The following is a 20,643-nucleotide window of genomic DNA, read 5'->3' as shown; positions in this document are numbered from 1 at the left end:
TGCGAAGTCGACACGACGCGCGTTGCGCGCAGGCGGACACTCCATCGCACGATTCCGTGCCGGAGCTCCCATGAAACGATCGATGCTTGCACTGTCGCTGCTCGCCGCGCCCGTCGCTGCCTTCGCCTACGAACCGGGCCACTTCTACGTCATCAAGTCGAAGATCAACGGCCACGTGCTCACGGCCGAGGGCGACGCCGCCAGCCAGCGCTACCACGTGTCTCCCGTCGCGATGCGCCCGGCCACCGGCGCGAAGAACCAGCTGTGGTACGTCGAACGCGCACCGGGATGGCACGGAGCGGCCGGCCTGCATTACATCCGCAACTATGTCGGGGGTCGCGTGCTGGACGTGGAGGGCGCGCAGACGAACGTCATCACCTACCCGCGCATCCCCACCCCGCAGGTCAACCAGCTGTGGTTGTTCAACGGCGCGCGCATCCAGGGCCTGTCCGCGAACAGCCAGTGGAAGTGCCTCGACGTGCTGTATGCCAACTGGCAATACGGGCCGAAGGTGGGCACGTGGGCGTGCAACGGCGGCGCCAACCAGGATTGGACATGGGAACGCAAGGACGCCATCGTCGCCATCGGCGATGTACCCGGCCGCGTCACCACGGCGGACACGCGCACGGGGGCGGGATCGCTCCTCTTCGCGCGCCCGCTCACGCCGCAGGAAGCCGACCGGTTCGGCATCGCGGGCGTGCGTTCCTACGAGACCGGTTATTACAAGCCCTTCGTGCTCCACGAGCGCGACGTGGGCGCCAACCTGTGCGAGCGCCTGGTCGTGCAGGGCCTCGCGAACTGGCGCCTGCCGACGAAGACCGAGTTCACCGTGTTCCTGAATGCCTGGCAGCCCACGGCGGCATCGAAGGGCGGCGCCTCGCTGGAACGCCTCGGCTGGGTGAACGCACAACACTGGTCGTCGCACGAACGGCCCGCGGGTTCCTACGTCCAGCACTTGCAGCTCTGGCCGGACAATCTCGCGGACGAAACCTGGGTCACGCGCGGCGAAAAAGTCCGGCAGGCACTCGTGTCCTGCGTGCGTTGAGGCGACGCAGGCGGAGGTCGAGGGCTTCAAGAAGACCGCGGAGCGCGCAGGTGTTTCGTTTTGCTGGATCTCCAAGTGGGAGACACCGCATACGGATCGGGAACTTTAACTCGTGTGGCACGCGCTCTGACGCAGGATTCAGTGAGGGGGCGAATGTGCGCTCCGGGCCGATACCGGTCGTCAGAAGAAACACCGGGGTTCAGAACGCAGTAGCGCGTTGAGTCAGGCAGGCACGTACGTCAACCGAATCACGACGTCGTCGATCAACGTGCTGGCCAGCAGGCGGAGCGGCGGGCGAGCGCCCGCAAAGAACGGTTTGCCGTGGCCCAGCACGACGGGGTGGAGGTAGAGCCGGTATTCGTCGATGAGGCCCAGGTCGGTCAGGCTGCGCGCCAGGTCGGGGCCGGCGACTTCGATGTCCCCGGCGAGATCGGCCTTCAGCTTGCGAATCACTGGCTCCAGATCATCGGCGACCAGGGTGGCATTGGGGCCGACCGACTTCAGCGAGCGCGACACGACCCACTTGGGATGGCTTCGCCACACCGCCGCGAACTCGCGTTCCTCCGCGCCCCAATCCGGCTGGTTTTCGTCCCAATAGCGCATCACCTCGTAGGTGCGTCGGCCGTAAACGCTGGCCGTCATCCCACGCACCAGTTCGATGAAGTGGCGAAAGAGTACGGGACTGGGCCGAAAGGCCTCGTGGTCGACGTAGCCGTCGAGGGATTGGTTCAAACCGAAGATGATCTTCGCCATGGGCATTCTCCTCGCCGGGGTGGTTGAGCAAGAACAGATGGTTTGCAGTCTTCCCGAATCGAACCGGACATTGCGGCTGCACCGTTCGGTGCAACGGCTTCAAAAATGTCCGCCGCACTTCCACCCTTCCGGCGCTCGCGCGGGGTCGTACGTGCAGTTGTTGACACCAGGCCCGTCGTAACCGATGTCCAGCTGATAGGTGCCGTAGTCCTGGCGCGTGTAGTCCACGCGATACGCACCGGCCCCGCTCCCTGGCGCTTCCGGCAGATATTTCGGTACGAGGTCCAGGAGCTGCGCCGGGTATCGATCGTTGTCCCCTGCGTACGCATCGATCGCCCGCACGATCGTCTCGCCGCGCGCAATCGCGCCGGCCTGGCTGGCCTGCGGCGATCGCCAGCACGAAACTACGATCAACGCCACGATGATCAACAAGGGGATCGCGGCGTAGAGGTGCCGCCAGGTGCGCTGCATGACGTTCCTTCAACGGGTGTCGACGCGCTTGGGCCGCAGTGGCGCCCCTTATCGCTCTTCGGTTTCCGGCAGCGCGCAGCAGACGCCCTGCTCGACCTGTTCGCGCACCTGCTCGCTCGTGAGCGACGGCGCGATCGTGCCTTTCTCGCAATCGCCCATGCGCGTGCAGGCGGCTTCGATGTACGCGAGCATGTCTTCGTGGACGTACATCGGGCGATGTTCCAGCCAGTGCTGTTTCAACTGGCGCAGGTCACGGTCGCGAAGGTCGAAATACCGGTCGCCCTTCGGCATCACGGGGTCGGCGTTGAGCATCATGACGAGCTCGAGGGACAAGCCCGCGTCCAGCACCTCCAGCGCTTCCTGGGTCTTCCCCTGCCGGATCAACCGCTGGACCTGCAGATTCTCGGACATCGCGATGGCGGCATTCCTTCCCACGATGTCGGTGACGCCGGGGTCGGGCTTCCAGTCCGCGGAGACCCCTGCCGATGACGTCGCGCAGGCGGCGACCGAAATCGCAAGGAAGGCGGAGAGCAGGTGCGGGCGCATCGAAGCTCCTTGATCAAAATGGATTCATTGGTCCGCGAGCGCGGGGCCAGGACGGCGCCGGCTTCGCAACAGCGCCTCACGCATCGATCCACTCCCCCGGCCGCGCCAGCTGCACCTTGCGCCCCGAGCGTTCGAAGATCTCCCCCGCCAGCGTCTCGCGCGCCTTGTCTTCGCCATGCACCAGCACCAGCGGCGGTGCGTTCTCGAACGCGCCATACCACGCCAGCAACCCGCTCTGGTCCGCATGCGCCGACAAGCCACCCACCGTGTGCCGCTGCGCATTCACCCGATAGTCCTTGCCGTGGATGCGCACCCACTGCGCACCATCGACGAGCTTGCGCCCCATCGTCCCCTGCGCCTGGTAACCAACGAACACCACGTGCGCGTTGCGCCGCCCGAGGTTGTGCTTGAGGTGGTGCACGATGCGGCCGCCGTTGGCCATGCCGCTGCCGGCGATGATGATCGCGCCGCCTTCGAGGCGGTTGATCGCCATCGAATCCTCGATCGATTCGCTGACGTGCAGGTTCGGCAACTTGAACGGATGCGGCTTGTCCTGCCACACGCGCCGCGCGGCGTCGTCGAACAATTCCGAATGCTGGTCGTACACGCGCATGACCTTGGCGGCCATCGGGCTGTCGAGGAACACCTGCCACTTCGACAGCTGCCACTCGTCCCAGTACTGCGCGAACCAGTACAGCAATTCCTGCGAGCGCCCCACCGCGAACGCGGGGATCAGCACGTTGCCCTTCTCGCGCGCGGCGGTGGCAAAGATTTCGCCAAGCTCGTGCACGGTGCCCATGCGTTCGCGATGGTTGCGGTCGCCGTACGTCGATTCCATCAGCACGACGTCCGCCTGCCTGATCTGCGTGGGGTCGCGCAGGATCGGCGTGCCGACCGGACCGAGGTCGCCGGAGAACACCAGCTTCTTTCCGTCGGCCCACAGCTCGACGATGCTCGAGCCGAGGATGTGCCCCGCATCGCGGAAGGCAATGTCGACGCCCGGCGCGATCGTGGTGCACGTGTCGTACGGCAGCGGCTTCACCTGCTTCATCGCCGCGACGACATCGTCCTTGGAATACAGCGGCACGATCGGCGGCATGCCGGCGGGCCGGTGGCGGTTCGCGCGCTCGGCTTCGCCCTCCTGCAGCGACGCGGCGTCGAGCAACATGATCGGCATCAGGTCCGCCGTGGCCCCTTGCGCGTAGATCGGCCCGCGGAACCCCCGCTTCACCAGCAGCGGGATGCGCCCGATGTGGTCGATGTGCGCGTGGCTCACCACGAGGGCGTCCTGCGCCGTCGCATCGAACCCGAAGGGCGCGACGTTGCGCGCCTCGGCCTCCCGGCTGCCCTGGATGAGGCCGCAGTCCAGCAGGATCCGGTGCCCGGCCGCTTCGACCTCGTGCATCGAGCCGGTCACCTCGCCGGCCGCTCCATGGAAATGCACGCGCATGCCGATCACCCCTCGTGAAGGTGTCGAAAACTTAACACGGCCCCCCGTGACGGCCATGACCTTCGACACCCCTGTGACCCCCCGGCAGCCGGTAGAGTCGGCCGCTGCCTTTCCGCCGTCCGAACCCATCCAACGGAGTTGCCCGTGACCCGTACACCCCGCGTCCTGCTGCTGTCCCTGTCCGTCGTCGCCGCGCTCGCGGCGTGCAAGAAAGAAGGCGCCGCCAATACCGATGCGCCTGCCGCCCCGGCTTCCGCCGCCGCCGCGCCCGCGCTGACCCTCGACGAATCCAAGCTGCCGGCGCTGGTGTCGTTCAACAAGAACGAAATCGACGCGTCGAAGAACGCGTGCACCGACTTCAACGGTTACGTCAACGGCAAGTGGCTCGCCGCCAACGCGATCCCGGGCGACCGCACCTCGTGGGGCGCGTTCGAGATGATCGACGAGCGCTCCACCGCCGTGCAGCAGCAGCTGGCCGAACAGGCCGCCGCCGATGCGAAGGCGACCGGCGTCGAGAAGATCGTCGGCGACATCTGGTCGACCGGCATGGACGAAGCCAAGATCGAAGCCCAGGGCATCAAGCCGCTCGCCGGCCGCCTGTCGGAGATCGACGCGCTGGCCAACGGCGATGCCGTCGCCGATTACCTGCGCACGTCGGCTGCGAAGGGCGAAGGCTACGTGTTCGGCTTCGGCTCGGACGCGGACTTCAAGGATTCGGCGAACAACATCGCCTACGCGACGCAGGGCGGCCTGGGCCTGCCGGATCGCGAGTACTACTTCGATCCCAAGTACAAGGGCGAGCGCGCCGATTACGAAGCGCACATCGCCAAGGTGCTGGAGCTGTCCGGCACCGACGCCACCACCGCCGCCAAGCAGGCGAAGGACGTGATGGCGTTCGAGACGCGCCTGGCGAAGGTCTCCAAGTCGAGCGAGCAGATGCAGCGCGACGTGTCGATCTTCTACAACCCGGTGTCGATGGCCGACGCCGACAAGATGACGCCGCACTTCCCGTGGACGAAGTTCTTCGAATCGCAGGGCGTCGCGCCGCAGAAGATGTTCTCGCTGGCGATGCCGGAGTTCCACAAGGAAGTCGACAAGATGCTGGCCGACACGCCGGTCGACCAGTGGAAGAGCTACCTGCGCTTCCACACGATCGACGAGGCCTCGCCGTACCTGTCGAAGGCCTTCGTGCAGGAGAACTTCGACTTCTACAACGCCAAGCTCAAGGGCCAGAAGGAAATGAAGGCGCGCTGGAAGCGCGTGCTGCGCACCCTCAACGGCCAGGCCGGCGAAGCGCTGGGCCAGATGTACGTGAAGGTGGCCTTCCCCGCCGAATCGAAGGCGCGCATGGAGAAGCTCGTGCAGAACCTGCGCGACTCGCTCAAGGGCCGCATCGAGAACCTGGCGTGGATGAGCCCGGAGACGAAGAAGAAGGCACTGGAGAAGTGGGCCGCGTTCACGCCGAAGATCGGTTACCCCGACAAGTGGCGCGACTGGACGGGCCTGGAGACCTCGCGCGACAGCTACATCGGCAACGTGCTGGCCGCCAACGAGTTCAACTACAAGTGGCAGCTGGGCAAGATCGGCAAGCCGGTCGACAAGACCGAGTGGGGCATGAGCCCGCAGACGGTCAACGCGTACTACAGCTCGCAGCGCAACGAGATCGTCTTCCCGGCCGCGATCCTGCAGCCGCCGTTCTTCGACGCCAAGGCCGACGACGCCACCAACTACGGCGGCATCGGCGCGGTGATCGGCCACGAAATGATCCACGGCTACGACGACCAGGGCAGCCGCTTCGGGCCGACGGGCAACTTCGAGAACTGGTGGACCGACGCCGACGCGAAGGGCTTCAAGAACCTGACCGGCATGATCGTCGACCAGTTCAACGCGTACGAAGCCGCCCCGGGCATGCACGTCAACGGCAACCTGACGCTGGGCGAGAACATCGCCGACCTCGGCGGCCTCAACGTCGCCTATTCGGCGATGAAGAAGGCCACCGAAGGCACGCCGGACCCGATGACCGACGGCCTCTCGCGCGACCAGCGCTTCTTCCTGAACTTCGGCACCGTGTGGCGCCGCAGCTTCACGGACAAGGAGCTCAAGTCGCGCATCGCGACCGACGAACACGCACCGGCGAACTTCCGCGCAATCGCGGCGCCGTCGAACATGCCGGAGTTCGCCGCGGCGTTCTCGTGCAAGGCCGGCGATTCGATGGTGCGCGGCGACGGGAAGAAAATCGTCATCTGGTAAGTCGCGTCGATCTGGATGCAGGAGGAAGCCCGGAGAAATCCGGGCTTTCTTTTTGGGGCCACCATCCGTGTTCCGATTCCGTGACCCCCGCCCCGGCCATTCATCCGGCCCGCCCCACCCCCCTTGCTACACTCGCGACACTTTTCCGACAGGAAGTACGCGATGTCCCGAGGCCTTCAGACCCTTTCCCTGCGTCCCTTGTCGATGGCCCTGGTCGTGGCCTTGCTCGCCGGCACCGGCGCTTCCGACGCGCTCGCCGCGAAGAAGAAAAAGGCCGCCGCGAAACCGAAGGCCCCGCCCGCCGCCACCGTCTGTTCCGATTTCTACAGCGTCGCCGATGCGGCGTGGCTGACGGCGCATCCCGCGCCCGCCACGGGCGCGACGTCCGCCATGGGCGAACTGGTCGAGAAGAGCGTGCAGCAGCAGCGCGATTTGCTGGACAACGCGATGCGCATGCCGCAGGGCAACGTGCAGAAGTTGCTCGGTGATTTCTGGGCCAGCGGCCTGGACGAAGCCGCGGTGGAACGCGACGGCGCCAATCCCGTCGCACCGCTGCTCTCGCGCATCGACGGCATCAAGCGCGCGAAGGACATCCCGCCGGCGATCGCCGCGCTGCACCAGGTGGGCATCCCGGTCGCGTTCAACTTCGGCGCCGACATCGACCTGCGCGACCTCAACCGCCACATCGGATATTTGAGCCAGGGCGGCCTCGGCCTCGTCGATCCGGCGTTCTACACGCGCACCGACGCCGACACGCGCGCGGTGATGACGCGCTACGACGCGTACGTGCAGAAGATCCTGTTGCTGTCCGGCACGCCGCAGGCGCGCCTGGCCGCGGATGCGAAGCTCGTCATCGACCTGGAAACGCGCATCGCGCAGGCCAGCAAGCCGCTCGTATCGTTGCGCGATTACGGCGCCAACTACGCGCCACAGGCCAGCAAGGATCTCGGCAAGACCTACAAGCGCCTGCAGCTCGCGGAATTCCTGAAGGCGCAGGGCATCAACGACGACACGGTGTCGATCGCCAACCCGCAGCTGTTCGCGCAACTCGATGCGATGGCCGCGACGTTGCCGCCGGCGCAATGGCAGGCGTACCTGCGCTTCCATGTCGGCGACGCGATGGCGCCTTACCTCAGCAAGGCGTGGCGCGATGCGGAATTCGACTTCCGCGGCCGCGTGCTGCGCGGGCAATCCACGCCACCGGAACGCTGGCGCCAGGTGCTCGACGCGATGAACACCGCGGCCGGCCCGATGGTCGGCAAGGAATACGCGGCGCGCTACATGCCGGCGGCGACGAAGCAATCCGCGGAAAAGATCGCCGGTGAAGTGCGCGATGCGCTTGGCCGCGCCGTGGATCGCAGCCCGTGGATGGGCGCGTCGGCGAAGACCGAAGCGAAGGCCAAGCTCGCCAAGCTGTCGATCGAGATCGGCACGCCGCATCGCGACCTCGACTACACCGTGCAACCGATGGGCCGTGGCAGCTTCGGCGGCAACATGCTGATCGCCTCCACCTGGCGCCATCGCGAGGAAATGAAGCGCATCGGCCGCGGCAACGCGGATCGTCGCTGGGATGTGTTGCCGCAGCAGCCAACGCTCGCCTACGACATCGCGCAGAACCGATTGATCGTCACCGCCGCGATGCTGCAGGACCCGGTGTTCGACGCCAACGATCCGAGCCCGTCGCAGTACGGCGCGTTCGGTGCGCTCGTCGGCATGGAACTCGGGCACGCGGTCGACAACAAGGGCCGCCTGATCGATGCCTCCGGCAAGATCCGCGACTGGTGGACGCCCGCCGAGAACGATGCGTGGAATGCACTCGGCCAGCGCGTGGTCGCGCAGTACGGCGCGTTCGACGAACCGGCGATCAAGGGCATGAAGGTCAACGGCACGCAGACGCGCGATGCGAACCTCGGCGATTTGTCGGGCCTCGAACTCGCGTGGGATGCGTGGCGCAACGCCAACAGCGCCGCCGATGCGGCCACGCAGAAATCCTTCTTCGAAGGCTGGGCCAGCCTCTGGGCGCAGAGCGAAAGCCTGCAGGCCGCGACGGCGCGCGCCGCCACCACGGTGCACGCCCCGGGCCAGTGGCGCGTCAACGGTCCGCTGATGAACCTGCCCGCCTTCGGCGAAGCGTATGCATGCAAGGCCGGCAGCGCGATGGTGTCGAAGGATCCGGTGCGGATCTGGCCGTGATGCACCCGCCGCGCATCACCCGTTGATGCGCGGCTTCGGTCTGCCGAACGGCGGTTGGCCGCGCCAGTAGCGGATCGTCAGCCACCCGAACAACATGCCGCCCAGGTGCGCGAAGTGCGCGACGCCGGGCTGGAAGCCCGACACGCCGAGGAACAACTCGCCGAGGCCGTACAGCACGACGAACGTGCGCGCCTTCATCGGGATCGGCGGAATGATCAACATCACGCGGTTGTTCGGGAACAGCATCCCGTAGGCCAGCAACAGGCCGAACACGCCGCCCGAGGCACCGATCGCCGGCCCGATCTGCGCGCCGTGCTGCAGCTGCCACCAGCCCACGACCAGTTGCAGCACGCCTGCCCCGACGATGCAGATCGCGTAGTACGCCGCATGGCGCCGGCTGCCCCACGTTTCTTCCAGCGGCGCGCCGAACATCCACAGCGCGAACATGTTGAACAACAGGTGCGTCGGACTCGACGGATCGTGCAGGAACGCATACGTCACCAGCTGCCACGGCATGAACGGCGGCGCGCCGAGTTGCTCCGCGCCGATCGGCCACAGCGCAAGCGAATCCAGGATCGGCGAATCGCGCAGGAACCACTCCAGCGCGTAGATCGCGATGTTGGCGATCAGCAGGAGTTTGGTGACGGGCGGAAACCGCGAGGCCATGCCGATCCTTGCTCAGTGCACGACGCGCAGGTGCGATTTCTTCTTCGGCACCACTTTCTTCCGGCGCCACTTCCCGAACGGCGGCTCCTGCCGCCAGTAGCGCAGCACGATCCAGCCCGTGAGCATGCCGCCCAGGTGCGCGAAGTGCGCCACGCCTTCCTGCGAACCGAACACGCCGTACAGCAGCGCGGCGACGGCGTAACCGATCGCCATCGTGCGCGCGCTCATCTGGATCGGCAGCGGGAACATCATCACGCGCTGGTGCGGGTACTTCACCGCGAAGGCGAGGATGAGGCCATACACGCCGCCCGATGCACCGATCGCCGCGCCCGGCGACACGAACGTCTGCATCAGCAGCTGGCACACGCCCGCGCCGATGATGCAGAGCATCCAGTAGGTGATGAAGCGCTTCTCGCGCCACTCGTATTCCAGCTGCGCGCCGAACATCAGCACCGCGAGCATGTTGAAGAACAGGTGCCCGAAGTCGCCGTGCAGGAAGGCGTAGCTCACCAGCTGCCACGGCATGAACGGCGGATAGTCGACACGGCCGCCGACGCCGAACGGCAGCGGCCACAACGCGAACACGTTCATCAACGCCGCGTTGGCGAACAGCTGCAGCACGAACACGAGGGCGTTCGCGATCAGCAGCGCCTTCACGGCGCGCGGGATGCTGGCAATCAGGCGGGGGACCATGCGGGGCCTATGATAGCGACATGTCCCTGCTGCCCGATGTCGACGTCCGCGATCCCGATGCCCTCGCCGATGCATTGCGGACGCACGGTGCCTGTCGGTTGCAAGGCTTCCCCGGCGACGCCGCCAGCGCCGCCCTGCGCACCGACCTGCTGCGCCTGCGTGAAGATCTCCCGTTCGTGCCCGCCTCGGTCGGCCGCGGCACCGGGCTGGCCCACCATGCGGCCACGCGCGGCGATGCGACGCTCTGGCTCGACGATCCGCGCGCGGGCCTGGCCGCGGCCGATTATCTCGGCGCGCTCGGCGCGTTGTGCGTCGCGCTGAACCGGCGCCTGTTCCAGGGCCTGGACCACGTGGAAGCGCACTACGCCGCCTATCCGGCCGGCGCGCGTTACACGCGGCATCGCGATCGCTTCCGCGACGACGACGCGCGCGTGGTCTCGCTCGTCACCTACCTCAACCCCGGATGGGGCCTCGACGATGGCGGTGCGTTGCGCCTCGCGCTCGACGCCGGCGACGTCGACGTGGCGCCCACCAGCGGCAGCGTGTGCTTCCTCAGCGAACTCGAGCACGAAGTGCTGCCGTCCACGCACGCGCGCTACAGCATCGCCGCGTGGCTGCGCCGCAGGCCTGCCCGCAACTAACGCGGGCGCCAGAGCGCCGCGTCGAGGTCGCCGTCGAGGTCCTTCACCGAATCGCTGATGCGCACGCGGCCATCGCGCACGTCCACGCCTTCGGCGCGCAATCGCTGCGTCTGCTCGGCGAAGCCTTCCGAATCCGGTGGGAACGCGATGTGCCCATCCGAGCGCAGCACGCGGTGCCACGGCAGTTTGGGGTCCGTGTTGTCGCGCAGCACGCGCGCGACCATGCGCGCGCGACCCGGCAGTCCGGCGCGGCGCGCGACGTGCCCGTAACCGGCCACTTCCCCGCGCGGAATGGCCCGGATGGCGGCAAGGATGCGATCAACGGGAGACAGGTCGGCCATGGCGGGGCTAGCATAGCCGCCGGCCTACGCTGTCCGGAACATCCCCCAATGCAGAACTTCGAACAGATCCGCACGCACATCGCCGGTGGCGATTACCGCATCCTGATGACGGAGCCGTACGTGATGTGCGTGGAGTTGTCGCTGGAACAGGGCACGCGCCACCAGGCGATCTTCCTGTCGGAAATGCAGGACGACGACGGCCGCGACTACCTGCGAGTCAGCACCGCGGTGGCGCCGACGACGGGCCTGGATGCGCGCCGCGCGCTCGCGTTCAACTGGGAAAGCCGCGTCGGGTATCTCGCCATCGGCGAACTCGACGGCGTGCCCTACCTGCAACTGTGCGAGAACCGCCCCTACGACTGCGTGTCGCCGTCGGAAGTGGACCGCCTGATCCTGGAGATCGGCGGCATGGGCGACGAGATGGAACGTGCGTTGTCCGCGGGCGGCGACCTGCTGTAACGCAGCGCCGCGTCAGCTCCAGCCCAGCATCTCCACGATGCGGAACAACACGTAAGCCAGGCCGCCCGCCGCGGGGATCGTCAGGATCCACGCCCACACGATGCGCTCGATCACCGTGATCTTCAGCGCGCGCGGGTTCTTGGCGAAGCCCACGCCCATGATCGACGTCGAGATCGAATGCGTCGTCGACACCGGCATGCCGAAGTGCGCGGCCGTGAGCAGGATGGTGGCGCTCGCCGTTTCCGCCGCGAAGCCGTCGATGGGATGCAGCTTCACCATCTTGTGGCCCAGCGTCTTGATGATGCGCCAGCCGCCCGCCGCCGTGCCGGCCGCCATGACGAGCGCGCACGTGGCGACGATCCAGGTGTCGATGTCCTTCTCGCCGCCATCGGGATGCAGGAAGTGCAGCCAGCCCGGCAGCGTGTCGAGCACGCCGGTGGCCTGCGCGCCGAAGATCGCGAGCGCGATGATGCCCATCGTCTTCTGCGCATCGTTGCTGCCGTGCGCGAAGCCCATGTACGCGGCGGACGCGAGCTGCGCCTTGCCGAAGAACGCGTTGACCCAGCGCGGGCGCGAGGCGCGGCGCAGCGGACCGCCGGCGGCGAACATGCCGGCGATGATCGCGTAGAGGATGGCCAGGATCAGCGCGCCGAGGATGAAGCCGAAGAACGGCGAGGTCACCATCGGCAGGAACACTTTCCAGAGCAGGCCCTTGTTGGTGGACCAGTCGCCGTCGCCGAGCTTGGACCAGATCAGCGCGCCCCAGTTGTTGTGCGCCGCCGACAATGCCGCGCCGCACAGGCCGCCGATCAGCGCGTGCGACGACGAGGACGGCAGGCCGCGCCACCAGGTGATCAGGTTCCAGGCGATCGCGCCGAGCAGCGCGCAGATCAGCACCTGCGAGGACACGTGCACGACGTCGGTATCCACCAGCCCCGACGAGATCGTCTTGGCGACCGCCGTGCCCCAGAACGCGCCGAGGAGGTTCATCGCCGCGGCCAGGATCACCGCCTGCCCCGGCGACAGCACCTTCGTCGCAACCACGGTCGCGATCGAGTTGGCGGTGTCGTGGAAGCCGTTGATGAACTCGAACACGAGCGCGAACAGCACCACCAGCAGCACGAGGGTCAGCATCGGGGCGGCCTTCGTCAGCTGTTCTTGAGCGCGATCGAATAGGCGACCACGCCGGCTTCGCGGCAGCGGTCGATCGCCTTCTCCAGGATCTCGAAGAATTCCTTGAGCAGGAACATCTCGCTCGCGTCCAGGCGGCCGGAATAGATTTCGCGGTGCAGCTCGAGGATCAGGCGATCGGCTTCGGCTTCCAGCACGCGCAGGCGATCGTTGAGTTCCTTCATGGGCTCAAGGCGCAGGTGCGGGAGTTCCTTGACCATCTGCACCACCACGCCGGCGGCCTGCTCCAGCATCGCCGCGCGCGGCGCGAAGTCGATGCCGGCCAGCCGGTGGCGGGCGAGCGCGTAGCGGTCGGCGAAGCGCTCGACCTGCTTGGGGATCTTGTACAGCGCCGAGGCCAGCGACTCGATGTCCTCTCGCTCGATCGGGGTGATGAAGCTGTCGACCAGCGCCTGGCTGATCTTGTCCGAGGCCTCGCGCTCGCGCTGGCGGGCCAGCTTGAAGGCTTCCAGGCCCGGGGTGCGCTCGGGGGACTTGAGCATCTCGTGGAGCGCAAGGGTGCTGTCGTGCGCGGCGACGGCCGCGTCGTTGAGCAGCGAGTAGAACTGCTTGCCCTGGCCGAAGATCGTCTGCAGGGAGAACATGCGGGAGGCCTCGTCGGTCGCGGGGTGGCTGGGCGGCGCGCATTATGACAGTCCGTCATATGACAGGGTTATGACAGTCGCCGCCCCGGGGGCGCCATCCGGACGCCATCCGGACGCCATCGGGACGTCACGGGACCGGCTGCTATGATCCGCCCCGCGCTCCTGCGCACGCCCATGGACGAACCCAGACCCGCCGCCGCCGATCGCCCCACGGCCTCGCCGACCCCCACGGGCGCCCCCCGGATGGAACCGCCCGCGTGCTTGCCCTGCTGATCGTCCTCGTCCTCGTCCTGTTCAACGGCTTCTTCGCGATGTCGGAGATGGCCGTGCTCACGTCCCGCAAGTCGCGCCTGAAGCACATGGCGGTGACCAGCCGCGGCGCGGCCAAGGCGTTGTTGCTGGCCGAGCATCCCGAGAGCTTCCTGTCCGCGGTGCAGCTATGGATCAGCTTGCTGACCCTGGCGCTCGGCTACTTCGGCGGCGAATCGATGGGCGAGAAGATCGCCGTCCCGCTGGCGAAGATCCCGTTGCTCGCGCCCTACGCCGACAACATCGGCTTCGTCACCGGCTTCCTGGTGATGCTGTTCGTGTTCGGGCTGCTGGGCGAACTGGTGCCCAAGCGCATCGGCACGTTGCGACCGGAGCAGATCGCTTCGGTGGTGGCCTACCCGATGGATTTCTTCGCGACCATCGCCAAGCCGTTCGTGCTGGCGCTGTCGGCGGCCACGCGCCTGTGCATGCGCATCGTGGGCCTGGGCGCGCCGAACGAATCGGGCGTCACCGAAGACGAGATCCGCATGCTGGTGAGCGAAGGCCACGAGCAAGGCGTGATCGACGTGGACGAACGCAACATGATGAATCGCGTGCTGCGCCTGGGCGACCGCACCGCGGCCAGCCTGATGACGCCGCGCATGCGCATCGACTGGCTGGACGCCGCCGCCGACCGCGAAACCAACCTGCAGACGATGCGCGAGACGCCCTACTCGCGCTATCCGGTGTATCGCGGCAACGATTCGGACGTGATCGGCGTGCTGGAAGTGAAGACGCTGCTCGACGAACTCGGCAACCCCGCGCCGGAACTGTTCCGCGACATCCGCCCCGCACTGTTCGTCTCCGAATCCACGCACGCGTTGAAGCTGCTGGAGATCTTCCGCGAAGAACAGCAATCCATCGCGCTGGTCGTGGACGAATACGGCGAGATCCAGGGCATGGTCACCGTGACCGACCTGATGGGCGCGATCATCGGCCGCCTGCAATCCGGCGAAGCCGCCGAGGATGGCGAACCGATGGTGATCGCGCGCGAGGACGGCTCGCTGCTCGTCGACGGCGCGTTGCCCGTCGATGACCTGCGCGAATTGCTCGGCGGCGGCCCGCTGCCCGACCTCGACTCGCTGGACTACCACACCGCCGCGGGCATGGCGATCGCGCACTACGGCCGCATCCCGAACGTCGGCGAACACTTCGAGTGGGAAGGCTGGCGCATCGAAGTGATCGACCTCGACGGCCCGCGCGTCGACAAGCTGCTGCTGCAGCGGATCCAGGACGTGGGCCACGATGGTTGATCCCCACGACACGCAAGGCGACGACGAAGCGCACGTCCGCGAACGCGGCATCCGCGCGATCCTCGACGACCTGGCGGTCGGCGACCCGAACGACCTGCTGAGCCTGCGCGATCTCCTGTCGGGCCTCGGCCGCCGCGCCTTCGGCATGCTCCTGTTCGCGTGCGTGCTGCCCGCCTTCATCCCGATCCCGATCGGCGGCGCGATCAGCGGCCCGCTGACCATCCTGATCGGCCTGCAGTTGTGCATCGGCATGCGCAAGCCCTGGCTCCCGGAATTCCTCGCCAAGCGCGGCCCGCATCGTCATGCATTGCAGAAGTTCGACGCCAAGATGTCCCCTTGGCTGGCGAAACTCGAACACCTGATCAAACCCCGCATGCCGCAGATCCTCGACCTGCGCATCGCCTCCGCAGTGACAGGCGTGTTGCTCGTGCTTCTCGGCATCCTCCTCTCCCTGCCGATCCCGCTCACGAACTACCTGTTCGGCGTCCTGCTGCTCGCATACGCACTCGCGCTGCTGGAACGCGACGGCGCACTGATGCTGGCCGCGTGGATCGCAGGCGCGATCGCAGTCGTCGTCTTCGGCGTGCTGTCCGGCGCCCTCGTGGCACAGGCCACCAAGTGGATCGACTACCTGATCTGACAGGAATCCGCGCCTGCGCTCTTGCTCGTCGCGAAAGAAGTGATTGGGTTGCGCGTGCGTCACCACGCACGCCAGCGACCTCGAATCAAGGTCGGCCCCTTGATCGAAAAGGCTCGCAAGGTGATGCCCCAGCCCGTGGTGGGGTGAGAATTTTCGCCGCCACGTCGGCGAGAAATTCTTACCACGCCGCGGGTTCGGGCGACGCGGTCTTCACTTCAAGCGGGCTTCTGCAGCAACCCTGGGTTCCCGCTTTTGAAGTCAGGCCAGCAACAAAGAGAAATCCGAAGCACTCACCGGATGCCCCAGCCAATACCCCTGCGCCAGATCGCACCCGCGCTCGCGCAGGATCGCGTACTGCCCCTCCTTCTCCACGCCCTCCGCCACCACCGTGATGCCGAGCGAATGCGCCATCGCAATGATGGCCGTCGTCAGCGCCAGATCGTCCGGATCGCGCAACACATCCGCGATGAAGCTGCGATCGATCTTCACCCCATCCACCGGCACCCGGCGCAGATGGCTCAGCCCCGAGAACCCCGTGCCGAAATCGTCGAGCCAGATCTTCACGCCCGACGCGCGCAGTCGCGCCAGCAACCCGCTCGCGTGGATCTCGTCGCCGATGACCGCAGTCTCGGTGAGTTCGAGATGCAGGCGCGCGGCTTCCAGCCCCGTATCGCGCAACGTCGTCGCCACCTGCCGCGGCAAATCCCCGCTGCGCAACTGGCGCGGCGACACATTCACCGACACGAACATCTGGTCCGCCGACGGATGCGCCTGCTGCCAGCGCATCGTGTCTTCGCACGCCAGGCGCAACACCTGCGGCCCGATGACTTCGATCAGGCCGCTCTGCTCCGCCACGTCGATGAACACCGACGGCGCGATCGCACCATGTTCGGGATGCTGCCAGCGCAGCAGCGCTTCGGCGCCGCGCAACTGGCCGTCGGCGAGGCTGTAGACGGGCTGGTACGCCAGGCTCAGCTCGCCGCGTTCCCACGCACCGCGCAAATCCTGCTCCATGCGCACGCGGCGTTCGACCGCCTGGTCCATCGCGCGCGAGTAGAAGCGGTGGCAATTCTTGCCGGCGACCTTCGCCTGGTACATCGCGATGTCGCCGTTCTTCATCAGCATCGTCGAACCCGACGCGTCTTCCGGGAACAACGTGATGCCGATGGACGTGCCGAGGAACACCTGGCGGTCGTGCACCACGATCGGCCGGCTCAATTCGGCGACCAGCGCTTCGGCCAGGCGGCTCGCCGCGGTGCGCACGTCGCCGTGGTTGCCGGTGGGCGAGAGCACGCTCTCGATCAGGATCACGAACTCGTCGCCGCCGAAGCGCGCGAGCATCGCGCCTTCGCCGCCCATGCGTTCGACGGTTTCGCGGATGCGGTTGGCGAACTGCACCAGTACTTCGTCGCCCGCGTCGTGGCCCAGCGTGTCGTTGACGCGCTTGAAGTCGTCGATGTCGGCGAACAGCAGCGCGAGCTGCCGGCCCGCGCCGCGCAACTGCAGCAGGCGGCGGTCCAGGCTTTCGCGGAATGCGAGGCGATTGGCCAGGCCCGTCAGCGCATCGCTGTAGGCCATGCGGCGGATGTCGCGGTCGTGGCGCGCCACGCTGCTGCTCATGCGGCCGAACGCGCGCACGAGGTCGCCGACTTCATCGCCGCGCGTGGTCACCGGCGCGTCGGCTTCGAAGTTGCCGCTTTCGATTTCGTGCGCGACGTCGGCCAGCTGCCGGATCGGGCGCACCAGCGTGCGCTGCACCAGGCCGACCACGATCGCGCCGAGCGCGAGCAACGCCGCACCGAGCAAGGCGATCCAGCCGAGGTGCCGGCGCGCGATCTCGTCCAGCCGCGTGCGCATCGCCTGCGTCGCGCGGTCTTCGTCGCTGCGCATCGCCGCGAGCGAATAGCCCACGCGCACGCCGCCCAGGCGCTGGTCGCCGATCATGATCGGGCTGGCGATGTCGACGATGCGATCGGAACTCTGCGTGTGCGGCGAGCGCGCGGACACCACTTCGAACGCGAAGGGGTCGTTCATCGGCTGGCCGTACGCGGGGATGTCGCCGGAACCGTCGTGCACGATGCGGCCCTGCGGATCGAACACGATCACGTACGCCACGTCCGGCTGGCGCATCGCGGCGCGCGCGATGTTGCCGATCGCGTCCAGGTCCGAGTAGTACATCGGGTTGGTCAGCGAATCGGCAAGCTGCGCCACCGCGCTTTCGCCGCGGCGCTTGAGGCGGTCGGACACCAGCTCGCGCATGGATTCGCGGCCGAGGCTCGACACCTCTTCCTGCATCGAGGTCTGCCGCTGCCACATCAGGCCGATCAGCGCGAGCACGCCGACGAACACGATGGCCATGCCGGCGAGGAACTTCGCCTGCAGGCCGAACCGCACGCTCATTCGACCTCCGCGCGGATGCGCTTGACGCCGCTGCCGATGCGTTCCAGCGCGTGTTCGCTGTTGGCGTCGATCGGCAGGAAGCGCGTGGTCTTGAAGAACTGCAGCAGCGCTTCGCGGGCGTCGGGGTCCTTCGAGGCCTCGACCAGCACTTCGCGCAGGCGCGCTTCCACCTTCGGATCCATGCCGCCGCGCACCATCTCCAGCGCGCGGGGATAGGACGGCGTTTCATGCACGATCACCAGGTCCGCGCGGAACGCGAGCGGCACGCGCTGCGGGTTCTGCCAGTCCAGGTTGCTCATCACGCCGACGTCGACCAGGCGCTTGTGCACCCAGGTGGCGATGTTGAGTTCGGTGCGCGCGAAGAGGTAACCGACGCCATCGGGCGCGGGCCGGTCCATCGGCGACAGAAGGATTTCCAGCGGCAGGCCGCGATCGAGCACGTCCGCCGCGGGCACGTAATAGGCGCTGGTGGAATACGGATTCTGGAATGCGACGCTGCGGCCGCGCAGGTCGTCGATCGAGCGGATGCCGCTGTCGCGGCGCGCGAAGAACACCGTCGTGTACTGGCTCACGCCGTCGCGTTCGGTGATCAGCAGCGGCTTGGCGCCCGAGCCCTGCTGCAGCAGCATGCCGGTGCCGGCGGTCTCGGTGACCCAGTCGACGCGGCCGCGGCGCAGGTAGGAATTCATTTGTTGCACGTCGTGCGCCATCAGGATCCGCCCTTCGCGGATGCCGACGTTGGCCATGCGCGGCACGACGTAATCCAGCAAGGGCTTCAGCTGCTCGTAGTGCGCCTTGGGGTCGTCGCTGATGCGGCCGAGCACGAGCACGTGCGCATCGTCTGCGGTCGCGGCACGGGTCGGGGATGGGGAGCCTGCCGCGGCGAAAATGACCAGCAACGCGGCGAGACAGCGACGGAGCGCAACCAAAGCGTGTAGTCCTGCGAGACCCCAGCGGCAAGCCTAGCCGAATTGCCGCTACCAAAGAAGCGCAGATTCCCTGTAACTGCGAGTGAAACGCTTACGCGTCACCCGGTTTGCCGGTCCCCTGCCCCCGCCCCGCGAGCATCGCCATGCGCTGGGTGTCGGCAAGGATGCCGCGCAGCAGCCGCACCTCGGCGCTGTCCAGCGCGGCCCGCAGGTACAGGCGGCGCAACTTGCGCATGGCCGAATCGGGCGTGCGCCCCTTGTGGAAGTCGATGGCATCCAGGGCTTCGGCCAGTTGGGCGAAGAAGCCTTCGAGTTCGGCGTGCGGGGCGAGCTGTTCGCGGACGGGGGCCGATTCGGCCACCGCGGCCCGCGGGGCCGGCGCGCCGAGCAGGCCCATGCGGACCTCGTAGCTCATGACCTGCACCGCCGCGGCCAGGTTGAGTGAACTGAATGCGGGATCCGACGGGATGTGGACCGCGGCGTGGCACAGCTGGAGTTCGTTGTTGTCCAGGCCCGTGCGTTCGCGGCCGAAGACCAGGGCGACCGGGCCGTTCGCGGCGAACCCGAGGGCCCGCGCGGCCGCTTCGCGCGGATCGAGCTGTTCCAGCTGGACCCGCCGGCTGCGCGCCGTGCAGCCCAGGACCAGCGCGCAATCGGCGACGGCCTCGGCCAGCGTGGCGTGGACGGGAGCGGCCGCGACGAGGTCGTCGGCGCCCGCGGCCATGGCCTCGGTGTCGTGGTTGGGCGCCTTTTCGGGGGCGACCAGCACCAGGTGGTGCAATCCCATCGTTTTCATCGCGCGCGCGGCGGCGCCGATGTTGCCGGGATGCTGGGTGCCGACGAGCACGATGCGCAGGTCGGGCGTGGGGGTGATGCTCGGGGCCGGTTCGCTCATGGCGCGAATGTTAAACTCCGCGCCCCTCGCCGCCGGCCCTTCCCCCTTCGCCATGCAGAAACCCGCAGTCACCGTCATGGTCAAGGCCGCCCGCGCGGCAGGCAATGTCCTGCTCCGCCACCTCAACAAGCTCGATGCGCTCAACGTGGTCGAAAAGGACCGCATGGACTACGCGAGCGAGGTCGATGGCCTGGCCGAGGCCGAGATCATCCGCGAGCTCAAGCGCGCGATGCCCGACTGCGCGATCCTCGGCGAGGAGACCGGCAGCAGCGGCAAGGGCCGCCAGACCTTCGTCATCGATCCGCTCGATGGCACCAGTAATTACCTGCACGGCATCCCGCACTGGTGCGTGTCGATCGCGCTGGTGGAAAACGGCGAACCGCAGCACGGCGTGATCTTCGATCCGCTGCGCAACGAGCTGTTCACCGCCAGCCGCGGCAGCGGCGCGGTGCTCAACGACAAGAAGATCCGCGTGTCCGAGCGCAAGGACCTCACCGGCGCGATGCTGATCACCGGCTTCCCGCCGCGCGAACGCGAACGCCTCGCCCCACACCTGGCGTGCATCGGCGAACTGCTGAAGGACGCCGAAGACATCCGCCGCACGGGTTCGGCCGCGCTGGACCTGGCGTACGTCGCTTGCGGCCGCGCCGATGGGTACTTCGAAGCCGGCGTGAAGCCGTGGGACATCGCCGCCGGCGTGTTGCTGGTGCGCGAAGCCGGTGGCCGCGTCACCGATTTCCGCGGCGCGGGCACGGGACCGATGGATCATCGCGGCGTGCTGGGTCGCCAGATCGTGGCCGGTGGCTTGAAGCTGAGCGAGTCGCTGCAGAAGGGCATCGTCAATTCGGGATACGCGAAAGCCTTTTGAAAGACGGGGACCGGGGACCAGGGACCAGGGACCAAACGCAACAGCCCAACAAAAAGCCGCGCAAAT

The 20,643-nt window shown here is 67.3% G+C and carries 20 protein-coding genes; 8 read left to right on the top strand and 12 right to left on the bottom strand.

The genetic code is table 11. From position 1 onward, the window contains the following. Positions 1 to 70 precede the first annotated feature (70 nt). Positions 71 to 1,045 (top strand): RICIN domain-containing protein, encoded by a 975-nt coding sequence (locus LYSHEL_RS10570; protein WP_213434004.1) that lies wholly within the window; start codon positions 71 to 73, stop codon positions 1,043 to 1,045. Between the two features lie 222 nt (positions 1,046 to 1,267). Here the strand turns inward: LYSHEL_RS10570 and LYSHEL_RS10565 are convergent, their stop codons facing one another. The 4 genes from LYSHEL_RS10565 to LYSHEL_RS10550 form a co-directional block, all read right to left on the bottom strand. Further along, positions 1,268 to 1,798: a dihydrofolate reductase family protein gene (locus LYSHEL_RS10565; RefSeq protein ID WP_213434003.1), complete on the bottom strand. Its 531-nt coding sequence runs from the start codon at positions 1,796 to 1,798 to the stop codon at positions 1,268 to 1,270. Positions 1,799 to 1,897: 99 nt separating this feature from the next. Continuing rightward, entirely contained in the window at positions 1,898 to 2,269 is a 372-nt protein-coding gene (locus LYSHEL_RS10560) for a hypothetical protein (protein WP_213434002.1), read from the bottom strand. A gap of 48 nt (positions 2,270 to 2,317) precedes the next feature. Further along, positions 2,318 to 2,815 carry a hypothetical protein gene (locus LYSHEL_RS10555; protein WP_213434001.1) on the bottom strand — a complete coding sequence of 166 codons (498 nt, stop codon included), beginning with the start codon at positions 2,813 to 2,815 and terminating at the stop codon, positions 2,318 to 2,320. Positions 2,816 to 2,891: 76 nt separating this feature from the next. Beyond that, entirely contained in the window at positions 2,892 to 4,265 is a 1,374-nt protein-coding gene (locus tag LYSHEL_RS10550) for an MBL fold metallo-hydrolase RNA specificity domain-containing protein (protein WP_213434000.1), read from the bottom strand. Between the two features lie 165 nt (positions 4,266 to 4,430). Here LYSHEL_RS10550 and LYSHEL_RS10545 point away from each other — a divergent pair, with 165 nt between their 5' ends. Further along, complete coding sequence (locus tag LYSHEL_RS10545) at positions 4,431 to 6,515, top strand: M13 family metallopeptidase (RefSeq protein WP_213437780.1); 2,085 nt, start codon at positions 4,431 to 4,433, stop codon at positions 6,513 to 6,515. A 162-nt stretch (positions 6,516 to 6,677) separates the two neighbouring features. Continuing rightward, positions 6,678 to 8,708 (top strand): M13 family metallopeptidase, encoded by a 2,031-nt coding sequence (locus tag LYSHEL_RS10540; RefSeq protein WP_213433999.1) that lies wholly within the window; start codon positions 6,678 to 6,680, stop codon positions 8,706 to 8,708. A 15-nt stretch (positions 8,709 to 8,723) separates the two neighbouring features. On the opposite strand, the gene LYSHEL_RS10535 is transcribed toward LYSHEL_RS10540, so the two are convergent. Both LYSHEL_RS10535 and LYSHEL_RS10530 read right to left on the bottom strand, forming a co-directional pair. Continuing rightward, positions 8,724 to 9,374, bottom strand: coding sequence for a rhomboid family intramembrane serine protease (locus LYSHEL_RS10535; protein WP_213433998.1), 651 nt, complete (start codon positions 9,372 to 9,374; stop codon positions 8,724 to 8,726). Positions 9,375 to 9,386: 12 nt separating this feature from the next. Then, complete coding sequence (locus LYSHEL_RS10530) at positions 9,387 to 10,067, bottom strand: rhomboid family intramembrane serine protease (RefSeq protein ID WP_213433997.1); 681 nt, start codon at positions 10,065 to 10,067, stop codon at positions 9,387 to 9,389. A 20-nt stretch (positions 10,068 to 10,087) separates the two neighbouring features. On the opposite strand from LYSHEL_RS10530, the gene LYSHEL_RS10525 reads away from it, so the two are divergent. Next, positions 10,088 to 10,708, top strand: a complete 621-nt coding sequence (locus LYSHEL_RS10525) for a 2OG-Fe(II) oxygenase (RefSeq protein ID WP_213433996.1) — start codon at positions 10,088 to 10,090, stop codon at positions 10,706 to 10,708. Here LYSHEL_RS10525 and LYSHEL_RS10520 read toward each other — a convergent pair. Then, positions 10,705 to 11,049 (bottom strand): MGMT family protein, encoded by a 345-nt coding sequence (locus LYSHEL_RS10520; protein WP_213433995.1) that lies wholly within the window; start codon positions 11,047 to 11,049, stop codon positions 10,705 to 10,707. The two genes, LYSHEL_RS10525 and LYSHEL_RS10520, sit on opposite strands and share 4 nt — an antisense overlap. Before the next feature lie 48 nt (positions 11,050 to 11,097). Between LYSHEL_RS10520 and LYSHEL_RS10515 the strand changes: the two genes are divergently transcribed. Continuing rightward, entirely contained in the window at positions 11,098 to 11,508 is a 411-nt protein-coding gene (locus tag LYSHEL_RS10515) for a hypothetical protein (RefSeq protein WP_213433994.1), read from the top strand. A 12-nt stretch (positions 11,509 to 11,520) separates the two neighbouring features. On the opposite strand, the gene LYSHEL_RS10510 is transcribed toward LYSHEL_RS10515, so the two are convergent. Continuing rightward, on the bottom strand, positions 11,521 to 12,642 hold the full coding sequence (locus LYSHEL_RS10510) for an inorganic phosphate transporter (RefSeq protein WP_213433993.1): 1,122 nt from the start codon (positions 12,640 to 12,642) through the stop codon (positions 11,521 to 11,523). Positions 12,643 to 12,656: 14 nt separating this feature from the next. After that, positions 12,657 to 13,283: a DUF47 domain-containing protein gene (locus tag LYSHEL_RS10505; RefSeq protein WP_213433992.1), complete on the bottom strand. Its 627-nt coding sequence runs from the start codon at positions 13,281 to 13,283 to the stop codon at positions 12,657 to 12,659. Positions 13,284 to 13,540: 257 nt separating this feature from the next. Between LYSHEL_RS10505 and LYSHEL_RS10500 the strand changes: the two genes are divergently transcribed. Then, on the top strand, positions 13,541 to 14,845 hold the full coding sequence (locus LYSHEL_RS10500; protein ID WP_213433991.1) for a hemolysin family protein: 1,305 nt from the start codon (positions 13,541 to 13,543) through the stop codon (positions 14,843 to 14,845). After that, positions 14,838 to 15,485: an exopolysaccharide biosynthesis protein gene (locus tag LYSHEL_RS10495; protein WP_213433990.1), complete on the top strand. Its 648-nt coding sequence runs from the start codon at positions 14,838 to 14,840 to the stop codon at positions 15,483 to 15,485. Before LYSHEL_RS10500 ends, LYSHEL_RS10495 begins: the two co-directional genes overlap by 8 nt. Before the next feature lie 258 nt (positions 15,486 to 15,743). Here LYSHEL_RS10495 and LYSHEL_RS10490 read toward each other — a convergent pair whose 3' ends face one another. The 3 genes from LYSHEL_RS10490 to LYSHEL_RS10480 all read right to left on the bottom strand — a co-directional run bounded on the left by LYSHEL_RS10490 (position 15,744) and on the right by LYSHEL_RS10480 (position 19,709). Further along, on the bottom strand, positions 15,744 to 17,885 hold the full coding sequence (locus tag LYSHEL_RS10490; RefSeq protein ID WP_213433989.1) for a putative bifunctional diguanylate cyclase/phosphodiesterase: 2,142 nt from the start codon (positions 17,883 to 17,885) through the stop codon (positions 15,744 to 15,746). Next, on the bottom strand, positions 17,882 to 18,814 hold the full coding sequence (locus LYSHEL_RS10485) for a phosphate/phosphite/phosphonate ABC transporter substrate-binding protein (RefSeq protein WP_213433988.1): 933 nt from the start codon (positions 18,812 to 18,814) through the stop codon (positions 17,882 to 17,884). Before LYSHEL_RS10485 ends, LYSHEL_RS10490 begins: the two co-directional genes overlap by 4 nt. 91 nt (positions 18,815 to 18,905) lie before the next feature. Beyond that, entirely contained in the window at positions 18,906 to 19,709 is an 804-nt protein-coding gene (locus tag LYSHEL_RS10480) for an RNA methyltransferase (RefSeq protein WP_213433987.1), read from the bottom strand. A gap of 52 nt (positions 19,710 to 19,761) precedes the next feature. On the opposite strand from LYSHEL_RS10480, the gene LYSHEL_RS10475 reads away from it, so the two are divergent. Beyond that, on the top strand, positions 19,762 to 20,577 hold the full coding sequence (locus tag LYSHEL_RS10475) for an inositol monophosphatase family protein (protein WP_213433986.1): 816 nt from the start codon (positions 19,762 to 19,764) through the stop codon (positions 20,575 to 20,577). Positions 20,578 to 20,643 lie beyond the last annotated feature (66 nt).

This window comes from Lysobacter helvus, from assembly GCF_018406645.1.
Taxonomy (GTDB): Bacteria; Pseudomonadota; Gammaproteobacteria; order Xanthomonadales; family Xanthomonadaceae; genus Noviluteimonas; species Noviluteimonas caseinilytica.
Note: the sequence above shows the minus strand (reverse complement) of the source record. Positions and strands in the feature narration are given on the sequence as shown.

Excerpts from the sequence above, each read along its gene's own strand:
- LYSHEL_RS10475 (WP_213433986.1), top strand. The coding sequence starts at position 19,762 with ATGCAGAAACCCGCAGTCACCGTCATGGTCAAGGCCGCCCGCGCGGCA.
- LYSHEL_RS10510 (WP_213433993.1), bottom strand. The coding sequence starts at position 12,642 with ATGCTGACCCTCGTGCTGCTGGTGGTGCTGTTCGCGCTCGTGTTCGAG.
- LYSHEL_RS10505 (WP_213433992.1), bottom strand. The coding sequence starts at position 13,283 with ATGTTCTCCCTGCAGACGATCTTCGGCCAGGGCAAGCAGTTCTACTCG.
- LYSHEL_RS10525 (WP_213433996.1), top strand. The coding sequence starts at position 10,088 with ATGTCCCTGCTGCCCGATGTCGACGTCCGCGATCCCGATGCCCTCGCC.
- LYSHEL_RS10555 (WP_213434001.1), bottom strand. The coding sequence starts at position 2,815 with ATGCGCCCGCACCTGCTCTCCGCCTTCCTTGCGATTTCGGTCGCCGCC.
- LYSHEL_RS10495 (WP_213433990.1), top strand. The coding sequence starts at position 14,838 with ATGGTTGATCCCCACGACACGCAAGGCGACGACGAAGCGCACGTCCGC.
- LYSHEL_RS10550 (WP_213434000.1), bottom strand. The coding sequence starts at position 4,265 with ATGCGCGTGCATTTCCATGGAGCGGCCGGCGAGGTGACCGGCTCGATG.
- LYSHEL_RS10570 (WP_213434004.1), top strand. The coding sequence starts at position 71 with ATGAAACGATCGATGCTTGCACTGTCGCTGCTCGCCGCGCCCGTCGCT.
- LYSHEL_RS10490 (WP_213433989.1), bottom strand. The coding sequence starts at position 17,885 with ATGAGCGTGCGGTTCGGCCTGCAGGCGAAGTTCCTCGCCGGCATGGCC.
- LYSHEL_RS10535 (WP_213433998.1), bottom strand. The coding sequence starts at position 9,374 with ATGGCCTCGCGGTTTCCGCCCGTCACCAAACTCCTGCTGATCGCCAAC.
- LYSHEL_RS10480 (WP_213433987.1), bottom strand. The coding sequence starts at position 19,709 with ATGAGCGAACCGGCCCCGAGCATCACCCCCACGCCCGACCTGCGCATC.
- LYSHEL_RS10565 (WP_213434003.1), bottom strand. The coding sequence starts at position 1,798 with ATGGCGAAGATCATCTTCGGTTTGAACCAATCCCTCGACGGCTACGTC.
- LYSHEL_RS10515 (WP_213433994.1), top strand. The coding sequence starts at position 11,098 with ATGCAGAACTTCGAACAGATCCGCACGCACATCGCCGGTGGCGATTAC.
- LYSHEL_RS10520 (WP_213433995.1), bottom strand. The coding sequence starts at position 11,049 with ATGGCCGACCTGTCTCCCGTTGATCGCATCCTTGCCGCCATCCGGGCC.
- LYSHEL_RS10540 (WP_213433999.1), top strand. The coding sequence starts at position 6,678 with ATGTCCCGAGGCCTTCAGACCCTTTCCCTGCGTCCCTTGTCGATGGCC.
- LYSHEL_RS10530 (WP_213433997.1), bottom strand. The coding sequence starts at position 10,067 with ATGGTCCCCCGCCTGATTGCCAGCATCCCGCGCGCCGTGAAGGCGCTG.
- LYSHEL_RS10560 (WP_213434002.1), bottom strand. The coding sequence starts at position 2,269 with ATGCAGCGCACCTGGCGGCACCTCTACGCCGCGATCCCCTTGTTGATC.